The organism is Aeromonas enteropelogenes, assembly GCF_000819845.1.
Taxonomy (GTDB): Bacteria; Pseudomonadota; Gammaproteobacteria; order Enterobacterales; family Aeromonadaceae; genus Aeromonas; species Aeromonas enteropelogenes.
Window position 1 is genome coordinate 1 of record NZ_CDCG01000021.1, and the last position, 13,565, is coordinate 13,565.

The 13,565-nt window shown below is 61.2% G+C and carries 11 protein-coding genes; all 11 read left to right on the forward strand.

The window, feature by feature from the left end; all coding sequences use genetic code 11:
• Positions 1–933: 933 nt before the first annotated feature.
• The 11 genes from BN1123_RS08700 to nuoI all read left to right on the forward strand — a co-directional run bounded on the left by BN1123_RS08700 (position 934) and on the right by nuoI (position 13,565).
• A complete protein-coding gene (locus BN1123_RS08700) occupies positions 934–2,193 on the forward strand; it encodes a DUF1254 domain-containing protein (RefSeq protein WP_224212367.1) in 1,260 nt (419 codons plus the stop codon).
• 237 nt (positions 2,194–2,430) lie between these two features.
• Entirely contained in the window at positions 2,431–3,189 is a 759-nt protein-coding gene (locus BN1123_RS08705; protein WP_042026519.1) for a flagellar motor protein, read from the forward strand.
• Entirely contained in the window at positions 3,164–4,042 is an 879-nt protein-coding gene (locus BN1123_RS08710) for a flagellar motor protein MotB (protein ID WP_042026520.1), read from the forward strand. The genes BN1123_RS08705 and BN1123_RS08710 overlap by 26 nt, the downstream gene beginning before the upstream one ends.
• Before the next feature lie 318 nt (positions 4,043–4,360).
• Positions 4,361–4,765, forward strand: a complete 405-nt coding sequence (locus BN1123_RS08715) for an NADH-quinone oxidoreductase subunit A (protein WP_042026521.1) — start codon at positions 4,361–4,363, stop codon at positions 4,763–4,765.
• Positions 4,766–4,794: 29 nt separating this feature from the next.
• A complete protein-coding gene (locus tag BN1123_RS08720; RefSeq protein ID WP_026457426.1) occupies positions 4,795–5,469 on the forward strand; it encodes a NuoB/complex I 20 kDa subunit family protein in 675 nt (224 codons plus the stop codon).
• Positions 5,470–5,471: 2 nt separating this feature from the next.
• Positions 5,472–7,277 (forward strand): NADH-quinone oxidoreductase subunit C/D, encoded by a 1,806-nt coding sequence (gene nuoC / locus BN1123_RS08725; RefSeq protein WP_042026523.1) that lies wholly within the window; start codon positions 5,472–5,474, stop codon positions 7,275–7,277.
• 75 nt (positions 7,278–7,352) lie between these two features.
• The gene (gene nuoE, locus BN1123_RS08730; protein WP_042026524.1) at positions 7,353–7,895 is read left to right on the forward strand and encodes an NADH-quinone oxidoreductase subunit NuoE; all 543 of its coding nucleotides are present in this window, start codon (positions 7,353–7,355) and stop codon (positions 7,893–7,895) included.
• Complete coding sequence (gene nuoF / locus BN1123_RS08735) at positions 7,892–9,277, forward strand: NADH-quinone oxidoreductase subunit NuoF (protein WP_042026525.1); 1,386 nt, start codon at positions 7,892–7,894, stop codon at positions 9,275–9,277. The genes nuoE and nuoF overlap by 4 nt, the downstream gene beginning before the upstream one ends.
• Positions 9,278–9,318: 41 nt before the next feature.
• Complete coding sequence (gene nuoG / locus BN1123_RS08740) at positions 9,319–12,048, forward strand: NADH-quinone oxidoreductase subunit NuoG (protein ID WP_042026527.1); 2,730 nt, start codon at positions 9,319–9,321, stop codon at positions 12,046–12,048.
• Positions 12,045–13,013 (forward strand): NADH-quinone oxidoreductase subunit NuoH, encoded by a 969-nt coding sequence (gene nuoH, locus BN1123_RS08745; RefSeq protein WP_042026528.1) that lies wholly within the window; start codon positions 12,045–12,047, stop codon positions 13,011–13,013. Before nuoG ends, nuoH begins: the two co-directional genes overlap by 4 nt.
• Before the next feature lie 9 nt (positions 13,014–13,022).
• Positions 13,023–13,565, forward strand: a complete 543-nt coding sequence (gene nuoI / locus BN1123_RS08750) for an NADH-quinone oxidoreductase subunit NuoI (protein ID WP_026458087.1) — start codon at positions 13,023–13,025, stop codon at positions 13,563–13,565.

Sequence of the window (13,565 nt, forward strand, 5' to 3'; positions counted from 1 at the left end):
ATAAAGCAAAAGGCCCCGTCGCAAGACGGGGCCTTTTGCTTTATTCGATGATGGGCGGCTTGGTTCGACCTCTGTTCGACAGGCGGGCAGGATAGCCCGCCTTGGATGACCAGAGGCCGCCCGCAGGGCGTGCGCCAGGGATGGCGTGAATCAATCCCGACCCAGAGCCAAATTTGAAAGGGCCCACCTATGGTGAGCCACGCAGTGGCGAATCATCACTCCCTCACCCCGGCAGCCATACTCCAGCCACAGCCTTGCCGTCCAAGGCTCCGGTGTCACACAACCCCGATGCTCGCAAAACCCACCGATATATAAGTGTTATTGGCTCAAAAGAGGTTGATGATAATTAAACTGGGCGCAGAAATGTTGCAAACCATAAAATGTCCACAACAAGGCTATAAAAACAGGTTTTATTCAGGGTGTCGACTCGAATTTAAATAAAATAAACCGTCTTACTCCATAGTCTGACAACATTCTTAAGCTTTATTAGGTCTTCAGGAAATGCTTGGGTTTTATTGCCACCTAGAAAATAATTATCACCCTCTTCCCCATTTGATTGTATCTACACCCCACGCAGCAGTTGATCAGCCAGTCTGGTAAAGCATGCCTATGCCGGTGATCCAGCGCGGCTGACTCCTCCAGCCAGCAACTATGAGCATTTCAGGTGTTTGATTATGTGCCCCGACATGATGACGCCTAGCACCTTTCCGGGCTGCCCCCCTGATGACAGGAATAGATGATGACTAATTTATCATTTGCCTGTGGTGGCTGAATTTCACGCATGGACGCCCAAGCATAATCATGCAATGCTGTTTGCGTGAGATGGTTCGCTTCATGTCACATGGGATAAATCAGCATTCTTGATGGCTGAGTTTTTACAACACGGAGAGCATCATGATTAGAAAAACAGTTTTGGCTGTTTCGTTGTGTGCGATGACTGCATTGCCGGCCTACGCAAAAATAAGTGACGAGATGGCGAAGGATGCCTTTATTTATGCCTACTCAATGGACGAGGCATACAAGTTTTTTTATGAAACCGCAGTAAAAACCGATACGCCCCTTAATCGATTCCAGAATATTCGTCACATCGCAGACGACACCTATACCTCTCACCCGACCATCAACAACGACACCCTGCATCTGCAAGGGTGGCTGGATGTCAGTGCCGAGCCGGTGATCGTCAGCGTGCCCGACATGGACAAGGGCCGTTACTGGATCCTGCACACCATGGACATGGGCCACTACACCACTTCCATGATCGGCTCCCGTCTGCGCGGTGAGAAAGGCGGTCGCTTCATGTTTGCCTCCAACACTTGGCAGGGGGAAGTGCCCGCCAGCGTGACCGAGGTCATTCGCGTCAACTCCAACCTGGTCAAACTGATGGGTCGCATCATGGCGACCGGCAAGGAAGACGAGAAGGTAGCGCTCGGCTACATGGATCAGTGGAACATCCGGACCCTCTCCCAATACCTGGGCGTGCCGGGCCCCAAACCCAAGGTGCATCAATGGCCTGATCCGGCCAAGACCGACTGGCTGCAGCGGGTCAACTTCGTCTTGTGCGAAGGGGACATGGGCACGGCCGACAAGCAGTGGCTGGATCAGTACAAGGCCATAGGACTGGCTCCTTGCAAACAGGATTTCACCAAGGAGCAGACGGCGGCGGCCAAGACGGGTGAGAAACTCGGCATGGCTTACCTGGCCGAACTGGCGCCCAAGATGACCAACGCCGGCGAGCTGCTGGGCACCCGCGCCGAGTTGCAAAATGGCAAGCGTGACCTGTTTGCCGAAGGCACCTATCTCGGCCAGTGGGGGCTGCCGCCGGAAGAGTCCGTCTACCTGCAATCGGTAAAAGGGTCGGACGGCCAGAACATCAACGGCGCCAACGGCAAGAAATACCGTATGCGCTTCAAGGCACCGGACGTGAGCCAGTTCTGGTCCTTCACCGTCTACGCCACCGACAACAAGCTGATGGCGCACAATGCCATCAACCGCCACAGCCGTGGCGACCGGACCCTCAAGCCCGATGCCGATGGCATGTACACCATAGAGCTGAGCGCCAAGGGGGATGCCAACAACCCCAACTGGCTGCCCATCCCGGAGAAAGACGCCTACATCATCATGAGGATGTACGGCCCGAGCAAGGACGTGCGTGAAGGGAAATACCCCTTCCCCGCACTGGAAGTGGTCAAGTAACCAGTGATCAGGATGGCCGCACAAGGGGCGCTCGCGCCTTGTGCGGCTTCTTTGTTTCTCCCCTTTTTCTCTCCTTGGCGTTGCGCCCCTTGTGTCACATCCGGGCTCGTTTTTTCTTCCCTTCATTGCCCCCGCCACCATCGCTCATTTATTTGTTCACCGATTGGATATCGTTTTGAAAAACTGACACTTAAGTAGCTACACTAGCCACTATCACCATTCATGGACGGGTAACAGATGAGTTTGATCGGCCTGGTACTGGCACTGATCGCCATCCTTGGCGGCAACATGATCGAAGGCGGTCACCCCAGTGCGCTGCTCGACCTGCCAGCGTTTCTCATCGTCATCGGCGGTACCATAGGCGCCGCATTGACGCAATTCCCCTTCTCGGTCGTTGGCAGCACGATGAAACGCTTCAAATGGCTGCTCTCTCCTCTCAAGCTCGATCTGCATGAGCAGGCCCAGTTACTGGAGAACCTGGCCGGCAATGCCAGACGCAGCGGCATGCTGGCCCTCGAGGGGATGATCGAGGAGATCAAGGATCCCTTTTTGAGAAAAGGGGTACAGATGATGGTGGACGGTTACGAGAAGACAAAGATCCACGAGGTGCTGGAAAACGAGATCGAGTTCGAACAGGAAGATCTCGAACAGACCGTCAAATTCTACGAAGCCATGGGAGGCTACTGCCCGACCATGGGGATCGTCGGCGCCGTGTTCGGTCTTATTCACGCCATGGGCCTGCTGGATGCGCCGGACAAACTGGGGGGCGCCATCGCGGTGGCCTTTATCGCCACCATCTACGGGGTCTCCGCCGCCAACCTGATTTTCCTGCCCTTCGGCAACCGCTACAAGGCGTTCGCCCATCAGATCCGCCACTACAAGGAGATGACCCTGACCGGCATCCTCTGCATCGTGGACGGCGAATCCCAGGCTCGCCTGCAGGTGACCCTCGAACCTTATCTGGGAGCACATGGTGGCGAAAAAGAAAAAGGCTGAAGCACCGGAGAACCATGAACGCTGGCTGGTCTCCTATGCCGACTTCATGACCCTGCTGTTTGCCCTGTTCGTGGTGCTCTACTCCTTCGCCATGGCCAAGCAGTCGGAAACCCGGGTGCTGATCCAGGGCTTTATCGAGTCATTGGGCAAGATAGGTCTCATCTCGCCGCCGGCCGGCTCCCCCGTGATGCAGGGAGGAACCGGGATCCAGGAGCCCGACTCGAAGACAGCCCCCGGCGAGCCGCCAAAAGAGACGATCCTGGACAAAGTTGAGCATGCCGCAGCCGCCGATCCCATCAACGAAACCATAGGCCCCTCTGAACAACCGAGTCCTACCAATGACTGGCCCTACAAGGCCAAGGAGCAGGAGTGGGTGCAGGCAACCAAGCAGAAGCTGGAGCAGCAGCTCAAGTCACAGATCGAATCCAAGGATCTGGAAATTGAGCAGCTCGGCAGCCAGCTGGTGATCCGCATCGGCGAGAAGGCGCTGTTTCCCTCGGATTCTGCCTTCCTGCAGCCCCAGTTTATCCCCCTGGTCAACAAGATTGGCACCATCCTTACCGGTATCCCGGGGCGGGTGGTAGTAACGGGGCACACCGACAACTCCCAAGCGCCGGTGGAGCTCTATCGCAACAACTGGGAACTGTCGGTGCTGCGGGCAGCCGCCATCGTCCAGACCCTGATCGGCAACCCTAAACTGGACGCCAGACGCATCGTCGCCCAAGGAGTGGCGGACACCCAGCCACGCTATCCCAATGACACCCCTGCCCACCGCCAGGCGAACCGCAGGGTCGAGATCACCCTCTCCCAAGGCAAGGCAGCAGAAGAGTCCCTTCCTCTGCTAAAACCCTGATAAATACACAGGCATCAACCGCGTCACTTTCCTGAATGCCGCTCGAGCCTTCCAGTCCTCCATATCGCCCCTTGTTAACTTCAACAACAACTCCCTCACAATTTAAAACACTCATCGATGCTGGGTGGCGCACGCCCTGTCTCGCCATTTTCATTTGCTACCTTTTCATCAAAAAATTGAAGTTCGTAACAAATTTTAACATCCAACCAGTCGATTAATAATTAAGCGGCAAAAATGACATGTAAATCAGTACGGAAATGTCATACTACGTAACATCAATGTTAAGTAGCATGAATAGTTTGGTTAGGGAAAACCTCTATGTTTGCCGATATTGCTGTCCAACACTGGGCTTTTGCCATTTATGTCATTGCTGCCATCTGCCTCTGCCTGGGAATGATCGGCCTTGCCGCCGTACTGGGGGGGCGCGCCTACGGCCGTACCAAGAACAAACCCTTCGAATCCGGTGTCGACTCGGTCGGCAGTGCCCGCCTGCGTTTTTCCGCCAAGTTCTATCTGGTCGCCATGTTCTTCGTCATCTTCGATGTCGAGGCGCTCTATCTGTTTGCCTGGTCGGTGTCGGTGCGCGAAACCGGCTGGGTCGGCTTCATCGAGGCCACCATTTTCATCGTTTTGCTGCTCATCGGCCTGGTCTACCTCTGGCGCATCGGTGCGCTGGACTGGTCGCCGCGCAAGGCACCACTAAACGACAAGAAAACTGACTGAATCACAGATCCTTTCCTTGAGGTTGCACCATGAAGTACACCCTGACCCGGATAGATCCGGATGCGCCCATCGAGCGCTATCCCCAGGAGCAGCGACAAACCGTCGATGACCCGCTGGCACAAGAGGCGACACGCGGCATCATGATGGGGCGTCTCGAGGAGGTGCTGCAAGACACGGTCAACTGGGGCCGCAAAAACTCCCTGTGGCCCTACAACTTCGGCATCTCCTGCTGCTACGTGGAGATGTGTACCGCCTTCACCTCCCCCCACGACGTCGCCCGCTTCGGCGCCGAAGTGATCCGGGCCTCTCCCCGTCAAGCCGATTTCATGGTGATAGCCGGCACCCCCTTCATCAAGATGGCGCCGGTCATTCAGCGTCTCTACGAGCAGCTGCTCGAGCCCAAGTGGGTCATCTCCATGGGGGCCTGTGCCAACTCGGGTGGCATGTACGACATCTACTCCGTGGTACAGGGGGTCGACAAATTCCTGCCGGTCGACGTCTACATTCCGGGCTGCCCCCCCCGCCCCGAAGCCTTCCTGCAGGCCCTGATGTTACTGCAGGAGTCCATCGGCAAGGAGCGCCGGCCACTCTCCTGGGTGGTGGGGGATCAGGGGATCTACCGCCCCCAGATGCAGGCCGAAAAAGAGCGCAAGCGTGGCGAGCGGATCAATGTGACCAACCTGCGCACGCCGGATGAGATCTGACCATGAAATTGACCCGAGAGTTTCCAAACAACTACACCATGGCCCAGTGGCAGCCAAGCGATCATCAGGATGCCAGGGTGATAGGCGAACTGTTCGCCCGCTTCGGTGCCGAGCGTTTTACTGTGCAGACCACCCGTACCGGCGTGCCCGTGGTCTGGCTCGCCCGTGAGCTGCTGCTCGACGTGATGGGCTTCTTGCGCGCTCTTCCCTCCCCGTTCGTGATGCTGTTTGACTTGAGCGCTACCGACGAGCGGATGCGCAGCCACCGGGAAGGGTTGCCACAAAGCGATTTCACCGTTTTCTATCACCTCATCTCCATCGAGCGAAACAGCGATCTGATGCTGAAGGTGGCGCTGATGGAGAACGATCTGACCCTGCCCACCATTACCGGCCAGTTCCCCAACGCCAACTGGTACGAACGGGAGGTGTGGGATCTGCTGGGGATCACCTTCGACGGTCACCCCCACCTGACCCGGATCATGATGCCGAGAAGCTGGCAGGGTCACCCCCTGCGCAAGGACTACCCGGCGCGGGCCACCGAATTCGATCCCTTCATGCTCGATGCCGCCAAGCAGGACATGGAGCAGGAGAACCTGCTGTTCAAGCCCGAGGAGTGGGGCCTGGCCCGCGGCAACGAGAACGAGGACTACATGTTCCTCAACTTGGGGCCCAACCACCCCTCCGCCCACGGCGCGTTTCGCCTGGTGCTGCAGCTCGATGGCGAGGAGATCCGCAACTGCGTGCCCGACATCGGCTATCACCACCGCGGCGCCGAAAAGATGGGGGAGCGCCAGTCCTGGCACAGCTACATCCCCTACACCGACCGGGTCGAGTACCTGGGGGGCGTGATGAACAACCTCCCCTACGTGCTGGCGGTCGAGAAGCTCGCCGGCATCAAGGTGCCGCAGCGGGTCGACATGATCCGGGTGATGATGGCGGAGCTGTTTCGCATCCAGAGCCACCTGCTGTTCCTCGGCACCTATATCCAGGATGTGGGGGCCATGACCCCGGTCTTCTTCACCTTCACCGACCGCCAGCGCATCTACACAATCATCGAGGCCATCACGGGGGCACGCATGCACCCGGCCTGGTTCCGCATCGGCGGCGTGGCTCACGATCTGCCCCAAGGGTGGCAGCGCCTCATCCAGGACAACCTGCTGAGCTGGCTGCCCAAGCGGCTGATGGAGTATGAAAAGGCGGCGATGCGCAACAGCATTTTGCGCGGGCGCACCATAGGGGTCGCCGCCTACACTACCGAACAGGCGCTCGCCTGGGGCACCACGGGAGCGGGCTTGCGGGCCACCGGTCTCAACTTTGACGTGCGCAAATGGCGCCCCTATTCGGGCTACGATCAGTTCGACTTCGAGGTGCCGGTGGGCAGCAATGGGGATGCCTACGACCGCGCTACCGTGCGCATCGAGGAGATCCGCCAGAGCATGGCGATCATCGAGCAGTGCATGAAGAACATGCCGGAAGGGCCCTTCAAGGCGGATCATCCCCTCACCACGCCACCGCCCAAGGAGCGCACCCTGCAGCACATCGAGACCCTGATCACCCACTTCCTGCAAGTGTCGTGGGGCCCTGTCATGCCGGCGGCCGAGTCGCTGCAGATGATAGAGGCGACCAAGGGGATCAACAGCTACTACCTGACCAGCGATGGCTCCACCATGAGCTACCGGACCCGGATCCGCACCCCGAGCTTTGCCCACCTGCAACAGATCCCCTCGGTGATCAAGGGCAGCATGGTATCGGATCTCATCGTCTACCTGGGCAGCATCGATTTCGTTATGTCGGATGTGGACCGTTGAGTCATGTCGCCCCCTTCGCGAAGGGGGCGGCAGACAAGACGCGCAGTAAAGGGACAAGCCACCAAAGGTCAAGTCATGAGCCAGCAATGTCAGTGTCATCATAATCAGACCCCAGAGGGGCAAGGGGCATGCAGCAGAAACCGGGACGAGTTCGTCCTGAGCCAGGCTGAACGCGATGCCATCGAACACGAGAAGCACCACTACGAAGATCCCCGCGCCGCCAGCATCGAAGCGCTCAAGATCGTGCAACAGGCCCGCGGCTGGGTCCCCGACGGTGCCATTCACGCCATCGCCGCCGAGCTTGGCATTCCCGCCAGCGACGTGGAGGGGGTCGCCACCTTCTACAGCCAGATCTTCCGCCAGCCGGTGGGACGCCACATCATCCGGGTCTGCGACAGCATGGTCTGCTACATCAACGGCCACGAACAACTGCTGGCCGGCCTCAAGGAGGTGATGAACCTCGCCCCCGGCCAGACCAGCGCCGATGGCCGCTTCACCCTGCTGCCGGTCTGCTGCCTTGGCAACTGCGACAAGGGACCGGCGCTGATGATCGACGACGACACCTATGGCGGGCTCGATCCCGTCAGCCTGCTCAAGACTCTGGAGGCTTACCCATGAGCCTTGATCAGCGCAAGACCCTCGCCTCCTTCGGCACCGCCAACCGCACCCCTCGCGCCCCCGAGACCCACCCGCTCACCTGGCGTCTGCGCGACGACGGCCAGCCGGTGTGGCTGGACGAATACCAGGCCAAACAGGGCTATGAGGCCGCCCGCAAGGCCCTCGGCCAGATGAGCCCGGATGAAATCGTCAGCACCGTCAAGGATGCCGGCCTCAAGGGGCGCGGCGGCGCGGGCTTTCCCACCGGGGTGAAGTGGGGGCTGATGCCCAAGGACGAGAGCATGAACATCCGTTACCTGCTCTGCAACGCCGACGAGATGGAGCCCAACACCTGGAAAGACCGGCTGCTGATGGAGCAACTGCCCCACCTGCTCATCGAGGGGATGATCATCTCGGCCCGGGCCCTCAAGGCCTACCGCGGCTACATCTTCCTGCGCGGCGAGTATGTGGATGCCGCCATCCATCTGCGCCGCGCCGTGGAAGAGGCCAAGGCCGCGGGGCTCCTTGGCAAGAACATCCTGGGCTCGGGCTTTGATTTCGAGCTGTTTGTCCACACCGGCGCCGGCCGCTACATCTGCGGCGAGGAGACGGCGCTTATCAACTCCCTGGAAGGGCGCCGCGCCAACCCGCGCGCCAAACCCCCCTTCCCCGCCGTCAGCGGCGTCTGGGGCAAGCCCACCTGCGTCAACAACGTCGAGACCCTGTGCAACGTGCCGGCCATCATAGGCAACGGCGTGCCCTGGTATCAAGGATTGGCCCTGCCGGGTTCGGAAGATCACGGCACCAAGCTGATGGGTTTTTCCGGCAAGGTGAACAACCCGGGGGTCTGGGAGCTGCCCTTTGGCATCACAGCCCGCGAACTGTTCGAGGAGTACGCCGGCGGTATGCAGAGCGGCTATCGCCTCAAGGCCTGGCAACCGGGGGGCGCCGGCACCGGCTTCCTGTTGCCAGAACACCTGGACGCCCAGATGTATACCGCCGGCATCGGCAAGGTGGGCACCCGGATGGGCACCGGTCTCGCCATGGCGGTGGATGACAGCATCAACATGGTGAGTTTGCTGCGCAACATGGAGGAGTTCTTCGCCCGCGAATCCTGCGGCTGGTGCACCCCGTGCCGCGACGGCCTGCCCTGGAGCGTCAAGCTGCTGCGGGCGCTGGAGCGCGGCGAAGGGCAATCCGGCGATCTGGCGACTCTGGAGCAGCTGTGCAACTTCCTCGGCCCCGGCAAGACCTTCTGTGCCCACGCCCCCGGTGCCGTCGAACCGCTGGCCAGCGCCATCAAGTATTTCCGCCCCGAATTCGAGGCCGGGATCAAGGGCCACGGCGACAATCGCAAGCCGCTCAAAGGGATCCAGCCCAATCTTTTGGGCGAGCGCTGGTAAGCACAGAACAGATTTCACCAAACAGGTTTCAGGGAAGAGGTATGGCAACCATTCATGTAGACGGAAAAGAGTACGAGGTAGACGGGGCGGACAACCTGCTGCAAGCCTGCCTGTCGCTGGGTCTCGACGTCCCCTATTTTTGCTGGCACCCGGCGCTTGGCAGCGTCGGCGCCTGTCGCCAGTGCGCGGTCAAGCAGTACCAGAATAGCGACGACAAGCGCGGCCGCCTGGTCATGTCCTGCATGACCCCGGCGAGCGACGGCAGCTACATCGCCATCGAAGATGAAGAGGCTAAAGAGTTTCGCAAGAGCGTGGTGGAGTGGCTGATGACCAACCACCCCCACGACTGCCCGGTGTGCGAAGAGGGGGGCGCCTGCCACCTGCAAGACATGACGGTGATGACGGGCCACAACAGCCGGCGTTACCGCTTCACCAAGCGCACCCACCAGAACCAGGATCTGGGCCCCTTCGTGGCCCACGAGATGAACCGCTGCATCGCCTGCTACCGCTGCGTACGCTACTACAAGGATTATGCCGGCGGCGAGGATCTTGGCGTCTACGGCGCTCACGACAACGTCTACTTCGGGCGGGTCGAGGATGGCACCCTGGAAAGCGAGTTTTCCGGCAACCTGGTGGAGGTGTGCCCCACCGGGGTATTCACTGACAAGACCCACTCCGAGCGCTACAACCGCAAGTGGGACATGCAGTTTGCCCCGAGCGTCTGCCAGCAGTGTGCGGTCGGCTGCAACATCAGTCCGGGGGAGCGCTACGGCGAGCTGCGTCGCATCGAAAACCGTTTCCACGGCGCCCTCAACCACTACTTCCTCTGTGACCGTGGCCGCTTTGGCTATGGCTACGTCAATCTGAGCGATCGGCCGCGCCAACCCTTGCTGCAAGAGGGGAGCGACAAGCTCGCCATCACGGTGGATGGCGCCCTCAATCGCGCCGCCGATGCCCTGCGCACCGCAAGCGGCGTCATCGGCATCGGCTCCCCTCGCGCCTCCCTTGAGAGCAACTTCGCCTTGCGCGAACTGGTGGGTGCCGAGAATTTCTACAGCGGCGTCGAACAGGCGGAGTGGGCCTGCCAGCTGAAGATGCTGCACATCCTGCAGCACGGCGGCATTCGCACCCCGAGCCTGCGTGACATGGAAGAGGCCGACGCCATCCTGGTGCTCGGCGAGGATGTCACCATGAGCGCCGCCCGCATCGCCCTCGCCTTGCGCCAGGCGGTCAAGGGCATGGCCCGCGAACTGGCTCGCAAGATGAAAGTCGATCTGTGGCAGGTTGCCGCGGTGCAAACCCTGGGCCAGAACGAGCGCTATCCGCTGCTCATCACCAGTCTCGATACTACCCGCCTCGACGACGTGGCCGCAGAGACCTGGCACGGGGCGCCGGCCGATCAGGCGCGCCTCGGCTTTGCCATCGCCAACCTGCTCGACGGCTCGGCCCCCGCCCCCGCCGATCTCGCCCCCGAGCAACAGGCGCACGCAACCCGCTGGGCCGAGCTGCTGGGCAGCGCGAAGCGGCCCCTTGTCATCGCAGGCTCCGGCGCCCGCTCCGAAGCCTTGATTGAGGCGGCCAGCAATATCGCCCGCGCCCTCAAGGGCCGCGGTCAGGCGGTGGAGCTTGCCCTGGTGGCGCAAGAGGTCAACTCCCTCGGGCTCGCCATGCTGGCCGATGCCGGCAAGCCGCTGGAAGCCGCCCTTGAGCGCATCGAGCGTGAAGATCAGCTGGCGCTGGTGACCCTGGAGAACGATCTCTATCGCCGCGCCCCGCGCAGCCGGGTTGACGGGGCGCTCAAGCGCCTCCAGCACCTGCTGGTGGTGGATCACCAGCTCACCCCGACTGCTCAGCAGGCGGATCTGGTGCTGCCCGCCGCCAGCTTTGCCGAGGCGGACGGCACTTTGGTGAACATGGAGGGGCGCGCCCAGCGCTTCTTCCAGGTCTATGCCCCCGCCTTCTACTACGCCGATATCCAGGTGCGTGAAGGGTGGCGCTGGCTGGCTGCCCTGCAAGGGGCGATCAAACGCCAGCCGCTGCGATGGCAGACCCATGAGCAGATAAGCCAGGCCTGCTCCGCCGCCAATCCGCTGCTGGCCACCATGCTGGAGGCGGCCCCCAACGCCGGCCTGCGCATTCGCGGCATGCGCCTGGCCCGCGAGCCGCACCGCTACAGCGGCCGCACCTCCATGCTGGCGGATCAGAACGTGAGCGAGCCGCGGGTGGCGCAGGATCCCGACTCCCCCTTCAACTTCTCCATGGAAGGGTACGCAGGCGCGCGCCAACCCCTGCCCCAGGTGCCCTTTGCCTGGGCCCCAGGCTGGAACTCGCCATCGGCCTGGAACAAGTTTCAGGACGAGGTGGGCGGCCATCTGCGCGCCGGGGATCCCGGCCGTCGCCTGCTTGAACCCGATGAAGAAACCCTGGGCTGGTTCGAGGCCATCCCGGCCCCGTTCGCGGCACAATCTGCCCTGCAGGTGGTCAACTATATCCAGCTATTCGGTGGCGAGGAGCTCTCCGCCCGCAGCCCCGTCATCCAGGCTCGCATGGGCGAGCCCGAGCTGGTGCTGAACCCGGCCGATGCGGCGCGCCTGGCCCTGCGCGCGGGCAGTCAGGTGGCCCTCTCCTGGGGCGGCAGCCACTGGCAGTTGCGCCTTCGCCTGAGCGATCGGCTTGCTGCCGGTCTGGTGGGGCTGCCCCTTGGGGTGAACGGCCTGCCGACCGCCCTCGCCCAAGCCAGGCTCGATAATCTGCAGGAGGTGATCGCATGAGTGATTCCCTGATGGATCTGCTGATTGAGGTAGGCAAGGCGCTGATCGTGCTGGTGGGGATCGTGGGGGCCGGCGCCTTCATGAGCTTCATCGAGCGTCGCCTGCTCGCCCTGTGGCAGGACAGATACGGCCCCAACCGGGTTGGCCCCTTCGGCCTGCTGCAGCTGGCGGCGGACATGGTGAAGATGTTCTTCAAGGAGGACTGGATCCCGCCCTTCGCCGATCGGCGGATCTTCATCCTGGCCCCCATCATCGCCTTCACCTCCTTCATCCTGGCGTTTGCCGTGGTGCCCCTCACCCCCACCTGGGGCGTGGCGGATCTCAACGTGGGTCTGCTCTACATCCTGGCCATCGCGGGGCTGGCGGTCTATGCGGTGCTGTTCGCCGGCTGGTCGAGCAACAACAAATACTCCTTGCTTGGCAGCCTGCGTGCCTCGGCCCAGACCCTCTCCTACGAGGTGTTTCTCGGGCTCTCCTTGATGGGGATTGTGATCCAGAGCGGCAGCTTCAACCTGCGGGAGATCGTCGAAGCCCAGGCGGGCCTGTGGAACGTGGTGCCCCAGTTCCTGGGCTTTGTCACCTTCCTGTTCGCCGGGGTCGCCGTCACCCACCGCCATCCGTTCGATCAGCCGGAAGCGGAGCAGGAGCTCGCCGACGGCTATCACATCGAGTACGCGGGCATGAAGTGGGGTCTTTTTTTCGTGGGCGAGTACATCGGCATCGTGCTGGTCTCCGCCCTCATCGTGACCCTCTTCTTCGGTGGCTGGCATGGACCCTGGTTGCCCCCCTTCATCTGGTTTGCCCTGAAGACCGCCTGCTTCATGGTGCTCTTCATCCTGCTGCGGGCCTCCCTGCCCCGCCCGCGCTTTGACCAGGTGATGGCGTTTGGCTGGAAGGTGTGCCTGCCGCTGACCCTGATCAACATGCTGGTCACCGCAGCCGTGGTGCTGATGAATGTGCAGTGAGACACAAGTATGAAAATCGTGAGCATTATCCAGGGTGTCGGCACCCAGTTACGCAGTCTGGCCATGGTCTTCTCCCATGCCTGGCGGCCCCGTGAAACCCTGAACTACCCGGAGCAGGCGGTCTACGCCCCACCCCGCTATCGCGGCCGCATCGTGCTGACCCGCGATCCGGACGGCGACGAGCGCTGCGTGGCGTGCAACCTGTGCGCCGTGGCTTGCCCGGTCGGCTGCATCTCGCTGCAAAAATCCGAGCGGGAAGATGGCCGCTGGTATCCGGAGTTCTTTCGCATCAACTTCTCCCGCTGCATCTTCTGCGGCCTGTGCGAGGAGGCCTGCCCCACCACCGCCATTCAGCTGACGCCGGATTTCGAGATGGGGGAGTATCGCCGCCAGGATCTGGTGTACGAGAAGGAAGATCTGCTGATCAGCGGCCCCGGCAAATACCCGGACTACAACTTCTATCGCATGAGCGGGATGGCTATCGACGGCAAGCCGAAAGGGGATGCCGAAAACGAGGCCAAACCCATCGACGTCAAGAGCCTGCTGCCCTGA